This is a genomic window from Lysobacter niastensis (assembly GCF_015453285.1).
In the GTDB taxonomy this organism is placed as follows: Bacteria; Pseudomonadota; Gammaproteobacteria; order Xanthomonadales; family Xanthomonadaceae; genus Lysobacter_J; species Lysobacter_J niastensis.
On the sequence record NZ_JADLZT010000010.1, the window covers coordinates 124,060 to 142,955 of the forward strand.

Annotated in this window: 21 protein-coding genes and 1 tRNA gene; 1 reads left to right on the forward strand and 21 read right to left on the reverse strand. The window is 66.8% G+C overall.

Annotation, left to right across the window (positions count from 1 at the left end; genetic code table 11):
* Position 1: 1 nt before the first annotated feature.
* Complete coding sequence (locus IU514_RS16630) at positions 2–1,963, reverse strand: S8 family peptidase (RefSeq protein WP_194932259.1); 1,962 nt, start codon at positions 1,961–1,963, stop codon at positions 2–4.
* 464 nt (positions 1,964–2,427) lie between these two features.
* Here IU514_RS16630 and IU514_RS16635 point away from each other — a divergent pair, with 464 nt between their 5' ends.
* Positions 2,428–3,765, forward strand: a complete 1,338-nt coding sequence (locus IU514_RS16635; protein WP_194932260.1) for a sensor histidine kinase — start codon at positions 2,428–2,430, stop codon at positions 3,763–3,765.
* A 32-nt stretch (positions 3,766–3,797) separates the two neighbouring features.
* On the opposite strand, the gene IU514_RS16640 is transcribed toward IU514_RS16635, so the two are convergent.
* From IU514_RS16640 to IU514_RS16730, 20 genes are all read right to left on the reverse strand, one after another.
* Positions 3,798–4,298, reverse strand: a complete 501-nt coding sequence (locus tag IU514_RS16640; RefSeq protein ID WP_228760810.1) for a response regulator transcription factor — start codon at positions 4,296–4,298, stop codon at positions 3,798–3,800.
* Between the two features lie 12 nt (positions 4,299–4,310).
* On the reverse strand, positions 4,311–4,496 hold the full coding sequence (locus IU514_RS19050) for a response regulator (protein ID WP_228760811.1): 186 nt from the start codon (positions 4,494–4,496) through the stop codon (positions 4,311–4,313).
* Positions 4,497–4,823: 327 nt separating this feature from the next.
* Positions 4,824–4,899 (reverse strand) — tRNA-Lys (locus tag IU514_RS16645).
* A gap of 124 nt (positions 4,900–5,023) precedes the next feature.
* Positions 5,024–5,722 carry a 7-cyano-7-deazaguanine synthase QueC gene (queC, locus tag IU514_RS16650; RefSeq protein WP_194932261.1) on the reverse strand — a complete coding sequence of 233 codons (699 nt, stop codon included), beginning with the start codon at positions 5,720–5,722 and terminating at the stop codon, positions 5,024–5,026.
* Positions 5,723–5,812: 90 nt separating this feature from the next.
* The gene (gene queE / locus IU514_RS16655; RefSeq protein ID WP_194932262.1) at positions 5,813–6,490 is read right to left on the reverse strand and encodes a 7-carboxy-7-deazaguanine synthase QueE; all 678 of its coding nucleotides are present in this window, start codon (positions 6,488–6,490) and stop codon (positions 5,813–5,815) included.
* 9 nt (positions 6,491–6,499) lie between these two features.
* The gene (ybgF, locus tag IU514_RS16660) at positions 6,500–7,315 is read right to left on the reverse strand and encodes a tol-pal system protein YbgF (RefSeq protein ID WP_194932263.1); all 816 of its coding nucleotides are present in this window, start codon (positions 7,313–7,315) and stop codon (positions 6,500–6,502) included.
* Positions 7,316–7,333: 18 nt separating this feature from the next.
* Positions 7,334–7,846 (reverse strand): peptidoglycan-associated lipoprotein Pal, encoded by a 513-nt coding sequence (pal, locus tag IU514_RS16665; protein WP_194932264.1) that lies wholly within the window; start codon positions 7,844–7,846, stop codon positions 7,334–7,336.
* Positions 7,847–7,901: 55 nt separating this feature from the next.
* The gene (gene tolB / locus IU514_RS16670) at positions 7,902–9,230 is read right to left on the reverse strand and encodes a Tol-Pal system beta propeller repeat protein TolB (protein WP_194932310.1); all 1,329 of its coding nucleotides are present in this window, start codon (positions 9,228–9,230) and stop codon (positions 7,902–7,904) included.
* A gap of 143 nt (positions 9,231–9,373) precedes the next feature.
* Positions 9,374–10,324, reverse strand: coding sequence for a cell envelope integrity protein TolA (tolA, locus tag IU514_RS16675; protein WP_194932265.1), 951 nt, complete (start codon positions 10,322–10,324; stop codon positions 9,374–9,376).
* The gene (tolR, locus tag IU514_RS16680) at positions 10,324–10,803 is read right to left on the reverse strand and encodes a protein TolR (protein WP_194932266.1); all 480 of its coding nucleotides are present in this window, start codon (positions 10,801–10,803) and stop codon (positions 10,324–10,326) included. Before tolR ends, tolA begins: the two co-directional genes overlap by 1 nt.
* Positions 10,804–10,853: 50 nt before the next feature.
* On the reverse strand, positions 10,854–11,633 hold the full coding sequence (tolQ, locus tag IU514_RS16685) for a protein TolQ (RefSeq protein WP_194932267.1): 780 nt from the start codon (positions 11,631–11,633) through the stop codon (positions 10,854–10,856).
* A complete protein-coding gene (ybgC, locus tag IU514_RS16690; RefSeq protein WP_194932268.1) occupies positions 11,630–12,067 on the reverse strand; it encodes a tol-pal system-associated acyl-CoA thioesterase in 438 nt (145 codons plus the stop codon). The genes tolQ and ybgC overlap by 4 nt, the downstream gene beginning before the upstream one ends.
* 130 nt (positions 12,068–12,197) lie before the next feature.
* On the reverse strand, positions 12,198–13,241 hold the full coding sequence (gene ruvB / locus IU514_RS16695) for a Holliday junction branch migration DNA helicase RuvB (RefSeq protein WP_194932269.1): 1,044 nt from the start codon (positions 13,239–13,241) through the stop codon (positions 12,198–12,200).
* Between the two features lie 188 nt (positions 13,242–13,429).
* Positions 13,430–15,361, reverse strand: coding sequence for a potassium transporter Kup (locus IU514_RS16700; protein ID WP_194932270.1), 1,932 nt, complete (start codon positions 15,359–15,361; stop codon positions 13,430–13,432).
* A gap of 37 nt (positions 15,362–15,398) precedes the next feature.
* A complete protein-coding gene (gene ruvA / locus IU514_RS16705; RefSeq protein ID WP_194932271.1) occupies positions 15,399–15,992 on the reverse strand; it encodes a Holliday junction branch migration protein RuvA in 594 nt (197 codons plus the stop codon).
* Positions 15,989–16,516 (reverse strand): crossover junction endodeoxyribonuclease RuvC, encoded by a 528-nt coding sequence (gene ruvC, locus IU514_RS16710; protein WP_194932272.1) that lies wholly within the window; start codon positions 16,514–16,516, stop codon positions 15,989–15,991. The genes ruvA and ruvC overlap by 4 nt, the downstream gene beginning before the upstream one ends.
* A gap of 18 nt (positions 16,517–16,534) precedes the next feature.
* The gene (locus IU514_RS16715) at positions 16,535–17,263 is read right to left on the reverse strand and encodes a YebC/PmpR family DNA-binding transcriptional regulator (RefSeq protein WP_194932273.1); all 729 of its coding nucleotides are present in this window, start codon (positions 17,261–17,263) and stop codon (positions 16,535–16,537) included.
* Positions 17,264–17,333: 70 nt separating this feature from the next.
* On the reverse strand, positions 17,334–17,972 hold the full coding sequence (locus tag IU514_RS16720; RefSeq protein WP_194932274.1) for an esterase/lipase family protein: 639 nt from the start codon (positions 17,970–17,972) through the stop codon (positions 17,334–17,336).
* Between the two features lie 126 nt (positions 17,973–18,098).
* Positions 18,099–18,608: a GNAT family N-acetyltransferase gene (locus tag IU514_RS16725; protein WP_194932275.1), complete on the reverse strand. Its 510-nt coding sequence runs from the start codon at positions 18,606–18,608 to the stop codon at positions 18,099–18,101.
* Positions 18,609–18,611: 3 nt separating this feature from the next.
* Positions 18,612–18,884 carry a DNA primase gene (locus IU514_RS16730; protein ID WP_194932276.1) on the reverse strand — a complete coding sequence of 91 codons (273 nt, stop codon included), beginning with the start codon at positions 18,882–18,884 and terminating at the stop codon, positions 18,612–18,614.
* Positions 18,885–18,896: the final 12 nt, after the last annotated feature.

Here is an 18,896-nt window from a genome sequence, read left to right on the forward strand (position 1 = left end):
ATCAGAACGCGGCCAGGACGTACTCGTCCGCGGAGGCCTTGGTGTTCACCACCAGCACGTAGTAATTGCCTGCCGCCGGATTGGTCAGCATCACCGTTTCGGCGGTACCGGCCTTGTCCGACTTGAAGTCGTAGTCGGTGGTCGTCGGCGCCGCATCGCGCTTGACGTAAATGGCCACGTCGCTGGTGCTGGTGCCGCCGTAGGTGCGGAAGTTGATGCTGGCCTTGCCGGCCGGCACGTTGCTCAGCAGGAACAGGTTGCTACTACCCGCGGTCGTGTTGAAGACCGGGCTCTTGCTGGCGACGGTGATCTGGCGCGCCGAACGGTTTGTCAGCACAGTCGCCGGGTCCGGCGTCACTACGCCCTTGGCCATCAGCACCGCCGCATTGGCGTCGACGATGCCCACGCCCATCGGGTATGGCGGCGTCACCGCAGACGGGAAGCTGCGCGCGGTCTTGGTCAGCACCTGGCGCACCAGGGCCGGCGTCAGCGCCGGCTGGCCGGCGGCCACCGCGGTGCTCTGGATCAGCGCGACCACGCCCGCCACGTGCGGCGAAGCCATCGACGTGCCGACATAGCCGGCATAGATGTCGCCGCCATCGGCGCTGGCCACCGGAGTGGTGGTGCCGCTGTTGAGCGTGGACCAGATGACGTTGCTGGCATCCAGCGCCGTGCCGCTGGCCGTGGCGCCGCCGCCCGGTGCGGACAGGGTCACGTTGAGGCCGTAGTTGGAGTAGTACGCACGCGAGGCGTCGACGCCGGTGGCACCGACGGTGATCACGCCCGCGCAGGACGCCGGCGTCTTGCTCGATGCATCGGCGTTGTTGTTGCCCGCGGCCACGACGACGGTAGTGCCGCGTGAAATCGCGCCGTTGATGGCCAGCTGCGTGACCGAGGTGGACAGGCAGGTGCCCGAACCACCCAGGCTCATGTTGATCACTTCGGCGGGGTCATTGTTGACCGGCACGCCCGGCACGGTGCCGCCCGAGGCCCAGGTGATGGCATCGGCGATGTCGGAGGTCAGGCCGCCGCAATGACCGAGCACGCGCACCGGCATGACCTTGGCGTTGTAGGCCACGCCCGCGACGCCCTTCGCATTGTTGGTCACCGCTGCGATCGTGCCGGCCACGTGAGTGCCATGCCAGGAGCTGTTGCTCGAGCCACCGCACCAGGCCATCGTGCTGTCGACCCAATCGCCGGGGTCGTGCGCGTCAGCGTCACGGCCGCCGCCGTCGCCGGCCACGTTCGGGTTCTGCGGGTCCTGGCCGTAGGCGCTGATGAAGTCGTAGCCCGGCACGATGTTGGCGGCGAGGTCGCCGTGATCGACATAGCCGGTGTCCAGCACGGCCACGACCACACCTGCGCCATTGGGCGTCGGCACCGTGTTGCCGGCATTGGTGATCGCTGCACTCCAGGCCTTCGGCATGTTGATGCCGCCGGCGCTGTTCGGCGGAGCGCCGGCACCGATGGCGCCGGAGACATTGCGGTAGTGCCACTGCAGCGTGCCGTAGTGGTTGTCGTTTGGATTGAAGTCCACCGCCTGCATCATCAGGTCCGGTTCGGCGTAGGCGACAGCCGGATCGGAACGCAGCTGCGCGAGCAGCGCATTGGCTTCGGCGGCGTCGAGCTTGCGCGACAGTTTGATGACGTCGGCACCGACGCCCATCTTGCGAACGTACTGTGAGGTGAGCCCGACGGCGACGCCGTTGGCGCCCATCTTCAGGCCGGCCACGCCGGCGCGCTGGGCATGAGTGTTGAACGAACTCATGATGGCAGCCTGCGTGCGCGGGGCGGCGGCGCCATCCTTGTAGCGGACGATGAAGCGGTCGAACTGGGTCTGCACGCGCTCGGCAACGAGGCCTTTGACACGCGGCGCCGCGGAAGACGGAGCAGCGTTGCCCGGGGTTGCAGACAGCACGCCGACGACGGCAACCGCCAACGCACTGGCGCCAAGAATGTTCATGCACTTGCTCACTTCGTTACTCCCCAAGAAGAAAAAGAAATCGCCACGAAACAGTTCCGCCGGTCACACATGTTCATCAACGCCACACCCCGTCGGTTCGCCAAGGCAAGCGACGCCATCCGGCCCGGATGCCGGGACATAAGGCCGGTCATCGCCGTGGTTTGTCGTTTGCGGTTTAGGACCCGCCCCTACCCTGGGCAAAGTCGATGGGCGCGCAGCCGGTTAAGTACTCCTGGGACTGCACGACATCCGATACCCTGCCCATGTCGTTCGTGGGCAGCCGGCACCGGCTGTGCTTGCGAACGTAGAGGGTGGGAATGTCGTTGTCACGCACACCAACTTCACGACATGCTCACCAAATGCTCACATGTCGCACCCAGTACGGCGGCGACGTTCCGGCGATGGGATTGCCCTCTTAACATGCAAGCATGCGCCGGCCCGGTACCTATTCCCGGATTCTCACATTGAGCCCCTGGCACCGATTTCTTCACTGGCTGCACGATGTGCCGATCAGCGACCCCGTCGATCGGCGCAACGCGCCGGCCATGCAGGTGCTGTTCCTGTTCATGGGCATTGCGACACCCGTGTTGTGGGGCTACCACGTTGCCTTTGTCGGCATGCCGACAGGCGGCACGCTGGCGATGGTCATGTCCCTGACGCTTGCCATGACGGAATTGTTCGCTGTACGAATGATTCGTCTTGGACGCTTCAGGTCGGCGATCAGGCTGTACCTGGTCACCGCCCTGATTGCAATGCTGGCCGACTATCTGCTCGGCGGCTTCAAGGCGATGTCAACGCGACAGATAGATCCTTTCATGACGCTGGTCATCAGCGGGCTGGTGCTGGGCAGGCGGTCTCTATGGCTGGTCTTCGCCACACTGCAGCTGATCATTGCCGCGGGATTCGCGGTCGATCTGCTACGCGCTGCCGAAGTCGACGCATCCTTCGCCAACTTGCTGTCGGTGGTGGCAAGCCAACTGGTACTTGCCCTGATCCTCGATCGCGCCGTCAATGCCATGCGCGAGACGCTGGCCGAGTCTGAGGGGCATAGACGCGACCTGCAGCGCGAGATGCAGGCGCGCGAACGCGCACAATCGCAGTTGATACACGCACAGAAACTGGAGGCTACAGGCCGCCTCGCCAGCGGAATCGCCCACGATTTCGGCAACATACTCCATGTCATCACCGGATACGCGTCACAGCGCGATCGCATTCTCGATATCGAACGACGAGACGAACAGGAAGCCGCCATCGACAAGACGCTGAGCAACATCGGAGGTGCCGCGGAGCGCGGGACTGCGATCACGCGCAAGCTGCTGTCCTTCAGCCGACATGACATGACCAGGCCGCAGGTTTTCGACGCGGTCCAGGCCGTCGCCGGAATGCAGCCCATGCTGCGGCAACTGTTTCCGCATGCGGTAAGCCTGGAACTGCCAGAAGCCGCAGCGCCGCTGCCAATACGCTTCGACCGCAGCGAGTTCGAGCTGATGATCATCAACATCGCGTCCAACGCACGCGACGCGATGCCCGAAGGCGGACGTTTCCGGATCGACCTGTCGCGGAATGCTGCAGGCACTGCACGCATCGTCCTGTCCGATACGGGCCACGGAATGGATGCGGGCGTGCAGGCCCAGATCTTCGAGCCGTTCTTCAGCACCAAGACCGCTGTCGGTGGCACAGGGTTGGGTTTGGCGGTGATCCGCGACATCGTACTTGCCTCGGGCGGCGACATCACGGTCGAGAGCTCGCCGGGGCAAGGAAGTTCGTTCTGCATCACCCTGCCGTCCGCAGAGATGAGTTGAAACGAGTGGTCGGCCGACCGGCCGCCCGCCGATCATTTTCCAGGCGGCCGGTCGACCGTTCGTACCGCATTTTCCAGCACGTAACCCTTGCCGTGCACGGATGTCAGTGGCAACGGTTCGCCGCATCGGCTTTGGACCTTGCGCCGCAAGCGGTGAATCACCATCTCGATGCGGTGCGGGTCGAAGTCGTGCACGTTGTCCGCGACCGCCGAGACCAGTTGATCGCGCGTCACCAGCTGGCCAAGCCTCGACACCAGCCGCGTCATTACCCGTTGCTCGGTATTGGTGAGCGGAATCGCGCACCCCATGGGCGACACGATGCTCCAGTCATTGATCTCGAACTGCCACTGCTTGCTCGCCCTGGGTGGCGCAAGTCCCTTCAGTCTGCGCATCAGGCTGTGCACGGTGGCGGCCAATAACTCGACTTGCGCCGGCTTCACCAGGTAGGCATCCGCGCCCTGGCTCAGGCCGCGCACCTGGTCGGACGTTGCACCGTGGCCGGTGAGCATGATGATCCCGATGCCGGGCATCATCGCGCGGATCGCCTAGGCCACGCTGAAGCCATCCGCATCCGGCAATCCCACGTCGAGCACGACGACATCGAAGTCGCTGATACGAAGTGCTTCATACAGCTTGGCGGCCGACTGCACGCCTGCGACGACGAAGCCATAGTCGGCCAGACCAGGCAACAGCACGTCCTGCAGCAGCTCCGCGTCGTCCTCGAGCAACATGATTCGAGTTGGCGTGTGCTGTGGTGCGACCATGGCGGGCGGCTAGGCAGTCATAGTGCGGGCGGCCGAGTTGGCTGCGTTGCGGCCAAGCGCCCAGTACCAAAACTGTAGCCCGTTCGGGCGCCGCGTCCAAATGTGGTTCGACGCACGAACGCGTTCGTTGACTCTCGAGTTCACCCATCGCCGAGGGCGGAGCCCGGGTACGATTGGGCGGCCACCCTCCCCATCCCTATGACTCTCTGGGACAAAAGGAGAGTGTCCAAGCCTTTGACTAATCAAGGCCTTTTGCGCAGATGCGGGAGAGAGAAACGACGGATGTGGACTAGATGGTGGGCCGTGATGGATTCGAACCATCGACCAGCGGATTAAAAGTCCGATGCTCTACCGACTGAGCTAACGGCCCACGTGGGGTGACGCATGGCGCTCATCGAGCGCGGCCGGCATTGCGCCGGCGGTGCATTCTAACAAAGACACTTGCGTTGCTGCAGGAGGATGGCCGGCTCGCGTGCCGCTGACTCCCTGCCGCCTCAGAAGTAACGGGTCGGATCGGCGACGCCGGCCGCGGCGAAGCCTTCCGCGCGCAGGCGGCAGGCATCGCAATGACCGCAGGCACGGCCCTGCCCGTCGGCCTGGTAGCACGACACGGTGTCGGCGAAATCCACGCCCAGGCGAATGCCCTCGCGCACGATGTCGGCCTTGCTCATGAACTGCAGCGGCGCGTGCACGCGAAGGCCAGCGCCTTCGACGCCTGCCTTGGTTGCGAGGTTGGCCAGCGCCTGGAAGGCGGCGATGAACTCGGGCCGGCAATCGGGATACCCCGAATAGTCCACCGCGTTGACGCCGCAGAAGATGTCGGCGGCGCCGAGCACCTCGGCCCAGCCCAGCGCGACCGACAGCATGATCGTGTTGCGCGCCGGCACGTAGGTGACCGGGATCGCGTCTTTCGCCGCGGCCTGTCCGACCGCGTGGCCGTCGGCATCGGTGGGCACCGAGATCGCCTCGTCGGTCAGCGCCGATCCGCCGATGCTGCGCAAGTCGACGTTGACGGTCTTGTGCTCGATCGCGCCGAGCTTGTGCGCCACGCGGTCGGCGGCATCCAGCTCGGAGGTGTGGCGCTGGCCATAGCGCACGCTCAGCGCATGCACGTCATAGCCCAGGTCGCGGGCGATGGCGACGACGACGGCGGAGTCCATGCCTCCGGAAACGAGAACGACGGCTTTTTTCATGGTCTGCGCTGAAAACGTGGATTCGTCATTCCCGCGATGGCGGGAATCGATGGAGACGTGGCATTGCGGACTGGGCAGCGAAGCGGGACGTCAGCGTCCCGGCTCGTCGTTCCAGAGGATCTTGTGCAGTTGCAGTTGGAAGCGCACCGGCAGCTTGTCGGCGACGATCCAGTCGGCGAGGTCGCTGGGTTTGATCTGGTGGAAGCTCGGCGAGAACAGCACGTCGCAGACGTCGGCCAGCTTGTGCTCGGCGACGATGTCCCTTGACCACTCGTAGTCCTCGCGCGAGCAGATCACGAACTTGACCTGGTCGTGCGGCGTCAGCAGCGGCAGGTTGGACCACAGGTTGCGATGGACTTCCATCGAGCCCGGCGTCTTGATGTCGAGCACGCGCGACACGCGCGGATCGACGTCGGAGATATCGATCGCGCCGGAAGTCTCCAGCGACACCTCGTAACCCGCGTCGCACAGGCGGCGCAGCAGGCCGATGCAGCGTTTCTGCGCCAGCGGCTCGCCGCCTGTCACGCAGACGTGGCGTGCGCCGTGGCGGGCGACGTCGGCGAGGATGTCGTCGATCTGCCACCAGTCGCCGCCGTGGAAGGCATAGGCGGTATCGCAGTACTGGCAGCGCAGCGGACAGCCGGTCAGGCGCACGAACACGGTCGGCCAGCCGATGCTGCGGGCTTCGCCCTGCAGGGACAGGAAAATCTCGGTGATCCGCAGCCGCTCCGGCGACGCTGCGGCCGCTTCGGCGGGGACGGCGTTCATGGGTCTATTTTAACGGAGACGGCCGAGCTGGATCGCGTTGAGGCGGTCGCTGGCGGTGCGGGCGGCGTCGCTGCCCGGATAACGCGTGGAAACCTCGGCGAGCGTGCGCTCGGCGGCCTCGACCTGCTTGAGGCCGAGCTGCGACAGGCCGACCTTGAGCATCGCGCCCGGGGCCTTGTCGTGGGTCGGAAAGCGGTCCAGCAGCGCCTGGAACTGCACGGCGGCCAGCTGGTAATTCTGGGTGACGTAGTAGCTCTCACCCAGCCAGTACAGCGCGTTCGGGGTGTAGGAGCCGTTCGGGTAGGCCTCGAGGAATGCCTGGAACAGCCGCGCGGACTCGGCGTACTGCCCGGCCTTGAGCGCGTTGAAGGCGGTGTCGTAGGCGCTACGCTCACCGGCGTCCTTGGCGATGGCGCCCTTGTCGCCGTAGACCGCCGGCTGGCGGTCCGTGGTCGATGCCGAGGGCTTGCCCGCCGCCGGCTTGGTCGCCGGAGCCTTGGCCGGCGTCGCCGGAGCCGCGGGCGGCGGTGTCACCGCACCGGACTCGAGCTGGTTGAGGCGACCGTCGAGGTCCAGGTACTGGGCCTTGCCGCTCTGCTGCAGCTGCTGGTTGAGCTGCTGCAGTTCCTCGACCTGCGAACGCAGGGCCTGGATCTCGGACTTCAGCTGGCTGACCTGGTTGAGCAGGTCGACGTTGCCTTGGTTGTCGGCGGCCCGCTGTTCGAGCGCGGTGACGCGATCGGCCAGGCTGGCGCGCTGCGCGAACGCGGGCGCGGCGGCCACGAGGGCCGCCGCGAACGCGATAGGTAGTGCGAACTTGCGCATCGATCTGCCGACGCCGCCTTACTTGGCGGTGTAGATGATCTCGACGCGACGGTTCTTGGCCCAGCAGTCCTCGTTCGAGTCGGTGCAGACCGGACGCTCTTCGCCGTAGCTGGTCACGGTGACCTGGCTGGCCGAACCGCCATTGGCCTGGACGGCCGACGACACGGCGTTGCCACGGCGCTCGCCGAGGCCGACGTTGTACTCGCGGCTGCCGCGCTCGTCGGCATTGCCTTCCAGCGTCATGCGCGAGGACGGACGGTCACGCAGGTACTTGGCGTGGCAGGCGACGATGTTCTGGAACTCCGGACGCAGCGCGTCCTGGTCGAAATCGAAGTACACGACGCGCTGACGCAGGCAGGCGTCGGTGTCGAGGTCTTCCGGACCGTACAGGCCCGACGGAGCCGGGGCTTCGGTGACCGGCGCGCTCGGGGTCGGCTCGGCCGGCGGGGCCTCTTCCTTGACCTTCTTCGAGCAGGCGACGGCCGCGGTGCACAGCACGGCGGTAAGCAGGATGCGGGAGGTGGTGTTCATGGTCGTTCCTTGTCTTTTATTCAATGCGTGGCAGGGGCAAGCAAAGTGATTCGGCTCAGCGCGGCAAACGGAAGGGTCCCCAAGCCGGTTCGCGCACATCGCCATCGGCGAGCACCAGGCGCTGGCGCACCCGGGCATCGGCGGACACGGCATAAAGGACGCCGCGGCGGCCTTCGCGCGCAGCATAAATGATCATGGCGCCATTCGGGGCAAAGCTGGGCGATTCGTCGAGCGAACCTGGCGACAATGTGCTCCAGCGCGCAGAACCGAGGCTGCTATCCATCAGGGCGATGCGGTAGTTGTTGCCCGAACCCTGGGCCGTCGCAATCTTTTTGCCATCGGCCGACACGCTGGCGCTGGCGTTGTAACTGCCCTGGAACGTCACCCGGGTGGCGCTGCCGCCGGCTGCCGGCACCTGGTAGATCTGCGGACGGCCACCGCGGTCGGAGGTGAAGTAGACGGTGCTGCCGTCGGCGCTCCAGGTCGGCTCGGTGTCGATGCTGAAATGGTTGGTCAGCTGCGTCAGCGCTCGGCTGCCCAGGTCCATCACGTAGATCTCGGGGTTGCCACTGCGCGAAAGCGTCAGCGCCAGCTTGCGGCCGTCAGGGGAGAACGACGGCGCACCATTGATGCCGCGGAACTTGGCGATCAGGTCACGCGCGCCGGTGCCGATGTTCTGGATGTAGATCGACGAGCTGCCGCCTTCGAAACTGACGTAGGCCAGGCGGTTGCCGTCCGGACTCCATGACGGCGACAGCAGCGGCTCGGAGGAGCGCACCACGGTCTGCGGGTTGAAGCCGTCGGAGTCGGCGACCATCAGCGCATAGCGCGAGCCCTGTCCGCTGCCGGTGGCGGTGACGTAGGCGATGCGGGTGAAGAACGCGCCGCGCACGCCGAGGATCTTCTCGTAGACCGCATCGGCGACCTGGTGGGCGACGTCGCGCATCGCATTGGCCCGCGCCGTCAGGGCGAAGCCCAGCAGGCGTTCCTGCTTGGCGACGTCGAACAGTTCGTACTCGACGCGGTAGCTGCCAGCGCCCGCATCGAGCACGCGGCCAACGAGGATGTAATCCTGGTTGAGCGCGCGCCAGGTCGGGTAGTTGACCTCCGCTCCGCGGGTCGGCTTCTCGACGACCTGCGCCGCCGGCAGGCTACGGAACTGGCCCGAGCGGTTGAGGTCGGCGGCCACCACTTCGGCGACGTCGGTGGTCGGGGCGGCGGCGCTGCCCTGGTACGGCATCGGCACGACCGCGATGGGCAGGGCCGCGGCGTTGCCGCCGACGATGTCGATCTCCAGGCCCTGCTGCTGCGCAGCGGCGGCCAAAGGAAGCAGCAGCGACAGCAGCGCCACCAGCCAGGTCAGATGTCGGCGGCGGCGTTTCATCGGCACGTTCATCGGCATGTTCATCGGCACTCCATTACTCATGTCTTGTCGGTACAGCCCGGATACTTAAACAGCCGTTCGGTGAATGGCGGCTCAAGGATTCGGCCGTGCCTGCCCTTTCGGCCCGGCGACGGCCGCACCACTCAGCGGTCCTGCGCGGTGAAGTTGATGTTGAGCTGGCGGTTGAACACCGATTCGAATCCTGCGTACGGCAGCGGCTGCGCCTTCAGCACGGCCGCCTCGATCGAGCGGCGGCCGGCCTCATCATAGTCACAGGGCGAGGTGACCTCGGCCGAGATGACCGAGCCGCCCTGCACCTGGCGGATGACGATGCGGCAGCGCGAGCCCAGCGGAACGGTTTCCGGCCGCGTCCATTTGGACAGGACGGCCTCCTGGATCGCGGCGATGTAGCGCGCCTGCAAGCCGGTGTCGGTGCCGTAGTTGCCCGCCGGCGGGCTGGCCGACGAGGTGCTGCCAGAAGACTGCACGGCACGCGCGTCGGCGATCTGCTGCAGGCGCTGCTCGGCCAGTTCGGCGTCGCGCGACGCCTTCTGCCGCAGGCGGCGGATCTCGGCCAGCTTCTGCTGGCGCTCCTGCTCCTGCTGCTCCGCCAGCCGGCGCTGCTGCTCGACTTCCTGCTGGCGCTTCCGCTCGGTCAGATCGACCTGCTCCTGCCTGCGCTTGGCTTCCTGTGCCTTGGTCTCCTCGGCCGGCGTCGGCGTCGGCGTCTCCACGACCGCGTCCTGGTTGACGTTGTCGGGGATCGGAATGAAGTCCTGCGCCTGCGGTTGCGGCGTCGCGGCGGCGTCCTGCGGCACCGGCTCGGGCAGCGGCTGCGGCAACGGCGCGGCCTCCTCCGGCTCCGGCGGCGGAAGCTCTTTGACCGGCTTGGGACGCTTGCGCAGTGTGGCCTGCATCGCCGGCGACAACGCGTCGGCGTCGACCAGCTCAGCCGCCACCGGCACGCCGGCAGCCGAAACCGGCGCCGCATTGCGCGTCCAAAGCAGGCCGAGAAACATCAACCCGAACAGCAGCACATGCAGCAGCAGCGCCCAGACGATGGCCTGCGCGGTGTCGGCGCGCGTCTCGCGCATCAGCGACCGCCCTTGCCGGCCCCGCCCTGCGCGGCCTTGCTTTGAGCAGCCTGATCGGGCTGGCTCATCAGGCCGACCTTCTTGACGTTCGCGCTCTGCAGCAGCACCAGCGCGTCCATCACCTTCTGGTAATTGGCCTTGGCGTCGCCGGCGACGAACACCGCCACGTCCGGGTTCTGCGCGACGATCGCGCCGACCTTGGCCTGCAGCGTTTCGGCGGTGACGGCCTCGTTGCTTCCGGCCTTCACGGTGAGGAAGTAGTGGCCTTCCGGGTCGACGCTGACGATCACCGGATCCTTCTTCTCCTGGATCGACTTGGCGTTGGACTGCGGCAGGTCGATGTCGACGCCGAGGTTCAACAGCGGAGCGGTCACCATGAAGATGATCAGCAGCACGAGCATCACGTCGATGTACGGAACGACGTTGATCTCGGCTTTCAGTTTGCGCTTGCGATGGCGGCGTGCGGCGATGCCGGTCATGACCTTCCTCTCGTAGTCAGTGGTTCAACGCCCGAGGTGGGCCATGCGGGTTACGGCTCGTCGAGGTTCGCCTGGCGCTGCAGGATCGACGAGAACTCTTCCGAGAACGCGTCGTAGCGGACGCTCAGGCGCTCGACCTTGGTGGCGAAGCGGTTGTAGGCCCACACCGCCGGGATCGCGGCGAACAGGCCCATCGCGGTGGCGATCAGCGCCTCGGAGATGCCCGGCGCGACCGTGGCGATGGTCGCTTCCTTCATGTTCGCCAGGCCCTGGAACGAAATCATGATGCCCCACACCGTGCCGAACAGGCCGACGTACGGGCTGATCGAGCCAACGTTGGCGAGGAACTCGAGGTTGTGCTCCAGCCCGTCGATCTCGCGCGAGCCGGTCGCGCGCATGGCGCGCTGCGCGCCCTCCAGCTGCATGCGGCTGTCGGCGCCGCGACGCTGGCGCAGGCGGCCGAACTCGCGGAAGCCGGCTTCGAAGATCGCCTCCAGGCCGGAGATGTCGCGGTTGCGCTCGGTCGAACCGGCATAGAGCTTGGACAGCTCGGCACCGGACCAGAAGCGCTCCTCGAACTGTTCGGCTTCGCGCGCGGCGCGGTCGAGCACGCGCTTCTTGCGGAAGATGATCACCCACGACGCCACCGAGCCGAACAGCAGCAGCAGCATCACCAGCTGCACCGGGATGCTGGCGTGCAGGACCAGGTTCAGCAGGTTGAGGCTGTTGTCTCCTGCGGCGGGCGCGACCGCGGCAGCGGCCGTGGTGGTGGCGTCCTCGGGCAGCGCTTCGACCGTCGTGGCCTGCAGTGCGGTCAGCAGTGACATCATGCTTGTTTCTCCGTGCCCGTTGCCTCGGGCGTTGCTTGTTCTAAAGCTTTCAGTTCGTCGTACAGCGGCTGCGGGATCCCGCGCGGGCGGAAGGTCCCGGCATCGAGCGCGGCCACCCGCACGCGGGCGGTGAGCAGCACGTCGTCGCCGCGCAGGATCGACTGGGCGAACACCGCGCTCGCGCGGCGGCACTCGACCAGTTGCGCGGTCACGGCGAGCGCATCGTCCAGACGCGCCGGCTTGAGGAAATCCAGGGTCATCGCGCGCACCGCGAACACCAGATCGTAATCAAGCCGGAGCAGTTCCTGGCCGTAGCCCTGTGCACGCATCCATTCGGTGCGTGCGCGCTCCAGGAAGGCCAGGTACTGCGCGTGGTAGACCACGCCGCCTGCGTCGGTATCTTCCCAGTAAATGCGTACGGGTAGGCTGAACATTCGTTAAGAAATGGAGGGTGTGGGGTCGGGATGACAGGCGTGGCAAAGGCTTGCGCGCTTGCTGCAGGACATGTGCGGGACCGGTGCTGCGCAGGCCGCAGCGACGCTGGTCACACTCCTGCGGCGGACGTCAGCCGCCCTGCTCGCCGGCCGCGTCGAAGAGTCCGCCGTCGCGCCCGCGTACGGCAAGGCCCAGATGGCGGTAGGCCTTCGGCGTCGCCATGCGGCCGCGCGCGGTCCGCACCAGGTAGCCCTGCTGGATCAGGTACGGCTCGATCACGTCTTCGAGCGTGCCGCGCTCTTCGCTGAGCGCCGCGGCCAGCGATTCCACGCCGACCGGGCCGCCGTCGAAGGCCTCGATGATCGTGCCGAGCAGGCGCCGGTCGAGCTCGTCGAACCCCTGCGGATCGACCTTGAGCATCGCCATCGCCGCATCGGCGGTCTCGCGCGTGATCGCGCCATCGGCGCGCACCTGCGCGTAGTCGCGCACGCGGCGCAGCAGGCGGTTGGCGATACGCGGCGTGCCGCGCGAGCGGCGCGCGATCTCGGCCGCGCCCTCGGGCTCGCAGGCGATGCCGAGGATCTGCGCGGAACGGCGCACGATCCGGGTCAGCTCCTCGGCGCTGTAGAACTCCAGGCGCTGGACGATGCCGAAGCGGTCGCGCAGCGGCGCCGTCAGCAGGCCGGCCCGGGTGGTGGCGCCGATCAGCGTGAAAGGCGGCAGGTCGAGCTTGATCGAGCGAGCGGCCGGGCCCTCGCCGATCATGATGTCGATCTGGTAGTCCTCCATCGCCGGATACAACACTTCCTCGACGACCGGCGAAAGGCGATGGATCTCGTCGACGAACAGCACGTCGTGCGGCTGCAGGTTGGTCAGCAGCGCGGCCAGGTCGCCGGCCTTCTCGATCACCGGACCCGAGGTCTGGCGCAGGTTGACGCCGAGCTCGTTGGCGATGACGTGGCTGAGCGTGGTCTTGCCGAGGCCCGGCGGCCCGAAGATCAGCACGTGGTCGAGCGCCTCGCCGCGGCCCTTAGCGGCCTCGATGTAGATCTTCATCTGCTCGCGCACGGGCTGCTGGCCGAGGTACTCGTCCAGCCGCTTGGGACGGATCGAGGCTTCGATGGCCTCGTCCTCGCGGGTCGCGCCGGCGGCGATGATGCGTTGATCGTTCATGGGGACATTATGTCAGCCCCTCTCCCTGGCCGCTGCGCGGCCTGTCCCTCTCCCGCAAGGGGAGAGGGAGCAATGCGCCCCCTTCAAGGCGGCAATCCCTTCTCCTCTTGCGGGAGAAGAGCCTGCCCCGTACCTGATACGGGGTGGCGCGAAGCGCCGGATGAGGAGTGGCGCGAAGCGCCCTGACGCTAGATCTCGACCTGCGCGCCCAGCTCCACCAGGCGGTTGCCCGGGATCCGGAAGAAGCCCGTCGCCGGCGCCGCATTGCGGTGCATGAAGGCGAACAGCTTGTCGCGCCAGATCGGCATGCCGCGGTGGCGGCTGGCCACCACCGTCTCGCGGCTGGCGAAGTACGTGGTGTCCATCGGGTCGAAGTAGATGCCGCCGGCATCGCACGAGCGCATCAGCGCCAGCGGCACGTCGGGCATCTCCATGAAGCCGAACCGCACCAGCACGCGATAGAAGTCCTCGCCGCCGATCGCCTCGATCTTCAACCGCTTCTCGCGTGGCGCATACGGTACTTTCAATGTTTCCACGGTCAGGAACACGTTGCGCTCGTGCAGCACCTTGTTGTGCTTGAGGTTGTGCAGCAAGGCATGCGGCACCACGCCCGTGTCGGCGGTCATGAACACTGCCGTGCCCGGCACGCGCGCCGGCGGGGCCAGCATCAGGCCGGGGAGGAACGTATCGAGCTGGATGCCCTCCTTGCGGACCTCCTCGTGCAGCAGCTCGCGGCCGCGGCGCCAAGTGCGCAACAGCGTGAACACCACCAGGCCCAGCAGCACCGGGAACCAGGCGCCGTCGAAGAACTTGGCGCCGTTGGCGATGACGAAGCCGACATCGACGATGAAGAAGACGATGCACAGCGGCAGCACCCACAGGCGCCAGCGCGGCCACAGGGCATTGGCGACCAGAGCCAGCAGCAGGGTGTCGATCAGCATCGTCGCCGACACCGAGATTCCGTAGGCCGAGGCCAGCGCGGTGGAACTGCGGAACATCAGCACCACGGTCAGCACCGAGAGCATCAGCACCCAGTTGATGTACGGCACGTAGATCTGGCCGATCGTCGCGTGCGAGGTGTGCTTGATCTGCATGCGCGGGATGTAGCCCAGCTGCATGGCCTGGCGCGCGACCGAGTAGGCGCCGGTGATCACCGCCTGCGATGCGATCACTGCCGCCATCGTCGCCAGCACGATCATCGGATACAAAGCCCAGGACGGCACGGCCTCGAAGAACGGGTTCACGACCGCGTCGGGGTGCCCGAGCACGAACGCGCCCTGCCCCAGGTAGTTCAGCGTCAGGCACGGCAGCACCACCGTGTACCAGCCGAAGCGGATCGGCCGCGCGCCGAAGTGGCCCATGTCGGCGTACAGCGCCTCGCCGCCGGTCACTGCCAGCACGACCACGCCCAGGATCAGCACCGAATGCGAGCCGTGCTCGACGAAGAACCGGGCGCCCCACATCGGGTTGAGCGCCTTGAGGACTTCCGGCGCCTCGATGATGTTGTGGATGCCGATCAGGGCCAACGCGATGAACCAGACCATGGTGATCGGCCCGAACACGCGGCCGACTTTTTCCGTGCCGAAGCGCTGCGCGAGAAACACCGCGATCAGGATGACCACCGCGATCGGCACGATGAAGCGGTGCAGCCCGGGCGCGGCGACCTCCAGGCCTTCCACCGCGCCGAGCACGGTGATGGCGGGAGTGATCACGCTGTCGCCGAAGAACAGGGACGCACCGAAGATGCCGAGGATGCCGACGATGTAGGCCGACCTCGACCCTTTGGCCAGGGTTCGCTGGGCCAGCGTCATCAACGCCATGATGCCGCCCTCGCCCTCGTTGTCGGCGCGCATGATGATGCTGACGTACTTGAGCGTCACCACGATCATCAGCGCCCAGAACACCAGCGACAGGATGCCGAGCACCGTGTCGTGGTTGCCGACCAGGCCGAAGTGCGGCGAGAACGCCTCCTTCAACGTGTAAAGCGGGCTGGTGCCAATGTCGCCGAACACCACGCCGATGGCACCGATCACCAGGCCCGGCAGCCCCTGCCGTCCGTGGCCGTGATGGCCGGCATCGGACGCGCTGGTCGGGGCGGAAGAAGGAATGGAAGAGGGCATGGTTGCGTCTGCTTGGGCGGGCGAAGCCGCCGGGGGCTCAGCGAAGCGCGGACTTTAGCGCTTTGCGGATGATGGCGGCGGCGTCATCGCCGGCCGCGGCGGCGTCGCGCGCCATGCGCGAGGCTTCGGCGGGTTTGTAGCCCAACTGCTGCAAGGCGCTGACGGCCTCGCTCTGCGGATCGGCCGGCGCACCGGCACCCGACAGGGACGTCCCACCGGCACCGGCCAGGTCGGCCGCGCGATCGCGCAGCTCGACCACCATGCGTTCGGCGGTCTTCTTGCCAATGCCGGGAATGCGCGTCAGCGCGGTCACGTCGCCGGTCTGGACCAGCCGCGCGAACTCCTCGACCGGCACGCCCGACAACACCGCCAGTGCGATCTTGGCGCCGATGCCGGACACCCTTTGCACGTCGCGGAACAGCCTGCGCTCGGCCTCGCGCAGGAAGCCGTACAGCGACACGCTGTCTTCCTTCTGCGCGTAGTGGGTGAACAACGACACCTCGCGGCCGAGTTCGGGCAGGTCGTAGAAGGTACTCATCGGCGCCTCCAGCTCGTAGCCAACGCCATGCACGTCGACCACCAGCCACGGCGGCTGCTTCATCACCAGGGTGCCCTTGAGGCGTCCGATCACGTATTCCGTCTCCGCAACAATTGGGCCGACACGCCGGTGCGCGCCACGGTGGCGCTCATGTGGGCGTGAGTCAGGGCGACGGCCAGCGCGTCGGCGGCGTCTGCCTGCAGCTTCTGGTCCGGCAGGTTCAGCAGCAGGCGCACCATGTGCTGCACCTGTTCCTTCTCGGCCGCGCCACGGCCGACCAGCGACTGCTTGATCACGCGTGGTGCGTACTCGCTGACCGGAAGGCGCCGGCGCACCACGGTCGCCAGCGCCGCGCCGCGGGCATGGCCGAGCTTGAGCGCCGAACTCGCCGACTTGTCCATGAAAACCGTCTCGATCGCGATCTGCTGCGGGCGCCATTCGTCGAGCAGCGCCTCGAGGCCTTCGCACAGCAAGCCCAGCCGCGACGGGAAATCCTCCGCGTCGAGCAGCTTCAGCGCCTGCGCATGCACGTAGCTGCAGCGGCCGTCGGCAGCGACGTCGATGACGCCGATGCCGGTCCGCTGCGAGCCGGGGTCGATTCCCAGGATTCGGATCACGGGGTCAGCGTACGCCGATCAGGCGTAGGCGTCCTGTCCCAGGTCGGCATTGGAGTAGACGTTCTGGACATCGTCCATGTCCTCCAGCCAGCGAAGCAGCTTGACCACCTGCTGCGCGGTCTCGCCGGTCACGGCGATGTCGTTGTCGGCGCGCATGGTCACCTCGGCCAGGTCGGCCTTGAGACCGGCGCCGTCCATCGCCGCCTTGACCTGCTCGAACGCGTCCGGGGCGGTGACCACGTCGATCGCGCCGTCGTCGTAAACCACGACGTCGTCGGCGCCCGCGTCGATCGCGACCTCGGTGATCTTCTCTTCGTCCGCGCCCGTGGCGAAGGACAGCACGCCGAGCTTCTTGAACATGAAGGACACCGAACCGTCGGTGCCGAGGTTGCCGCCGAACTTGCCGAACGCATGGCGCACGTCGGCGACGGTGCGAACCTTGTTGTCGGTCAGGCAATCGACGATGACCGCGACGCCGCCCGGCGCGTAGCCCTCGTAGCGGATTTCCTCGTACACGACGCCTTCCAGCTCGCCGGTGGCCTTCTTGATGGCGCGCTCGATCACGTCCTTCGACATGTTGACCGCCAGGCCCTTGTCGATGGCCGCGCGCAGCCGCGGGTTGCCGGCCGGGTCGCCGCCGCCTGCGCGGGCGGCCACACCGATCTCGCGGATGACTTTGGTGAAGATCTTGCCGCGCTGGGCGTCTACGGCGTTCTTGCGGGCTTCGATCGACGGTCCACGACCCATGGTGCTGTTCCGGGCTGTTGCTTTGAAGAGGGGGAGATTTTACTTGATCGGCCCGATTCGCAGGCAGCCGTCACAGATTGGCCGGACCGGGTCCGTCGAAGCGGCCGTTCTGGAAGAACGACACCGCCAGGCGCGCGACCTCGGCCGAGAACAACAGGCCGGAATGGCTGGTTTCCAGCACGACATGGTCGGCCAGACCCCGCAACCGAGTCTCGGCGACGCTGACGGTACCGTCGTTCTCGCCGTGGATCCGGCCGACGAAACGCCCCAGCCCGTAGGGCGAACGGCCGGCGATCATGCCGATCTCGGCCGGTCCGGCCCAGGGCTCGCAGCCCCGCCGCAGCAGGTCGGCGCTGCGTCCCAGCGAAGCCGCCGTCCACACACGCCCGGCCATGCCACCGGCCGCAGCGCTGCCGCATAACGGAGAGCCCAGGCAGACGACGCGTGGCACCGGCAGTTCCGGATGCCGTTGCAGCGCGCTCAGCACGACCAGGCCGCCCAGGCTGTGCGCCAGCACGTGTGCGGGTCCGCGCTCCAGGCGTTTCACCAGGCGCGGTATCGCGGAATCGGGGCCACCGACGACCGTGGCGTAACCGAATATCTCGGGCGCGAACCCGGCGTGGCGCAGGCGCGCGGCCATCGCCTGCATCGACAGGCGGTTCATCCACAGGCCGTGGGTCAGGATGACGCGTTGAGTGGTGGTGACCATGGTTTGAGCAAGCGCTCTCTTCTGCCCTTCGGGCACCTTCTCCCACAAGGGGAGAAGGAGGGGCAAGGGCAATGCGTCCAGATCGAGCTTCCGGACAACTTCTTCCACAAGAAAGAGTCGTCCGGTTTATGCCTTCCGGCGCAGGATGAACTCGTGGTCGCGGATGTTGCCGACGATGAAGTCGTAAGTGCCGGCGAGTTCGAAACCGAGGCGCGCGTACAGGCGCTGGGCACCGTGGTTCTCCGACCACACTCCGATCCACAGCGTGCGCGGCCCGTCGCGTTCCAGCCATTGCAGCGCCGTATCGAGCAGACGCCCGCCCCAACCGCCGCCCTGGTGGTCGCGCAGCACGTACAGCCGCTTCAGCTCGCCGTCGCCGGGTGCGACCTCCGCATGCGGCAGCGTGCACGGCCCGGCCAGCGCATGGCCGACGGCGACGCCGTCGGCCTCCAGCAACCACACCGCGCAGGCCTCGTCGGCCAACACCTGTTTGCACGCCTGCAACGAATAGCTTTCGTCAAGGAACGCCTGCAGGTCCTGCGGCGGATACAGGTGCCCGAAGGTGTCGGTGAAGGTCCGCGCGGCGATGCGTGACAGTGTCTGCGCATCGCCGGGGCCGGCACGCCGGATGAGCACGGATTACGCCTCTTCTTCCTCGGCGTCCTCGTCCTCTTCCTCTTCTTCGTCGTCGCCTTCTTCGCCTTCCTCGTCCTCGTAATCTTCGACGCCGAAGTCCTCGCCGTCCCAGCGGCCCTCGCCGTCCACCACGAAGGTCAGCGCCATCGCGCTCGGCGAAGTGCCGACGCGCACGAGCCAACCGCCGAACACGCGGGCGCGCTCGGTCACCAGGCCGGCGTCAGAACCCTCATTGCCCAACCTTTCCCATTCCAGCGAAAACGCATACTCGGTCATTCGAAACGGCTC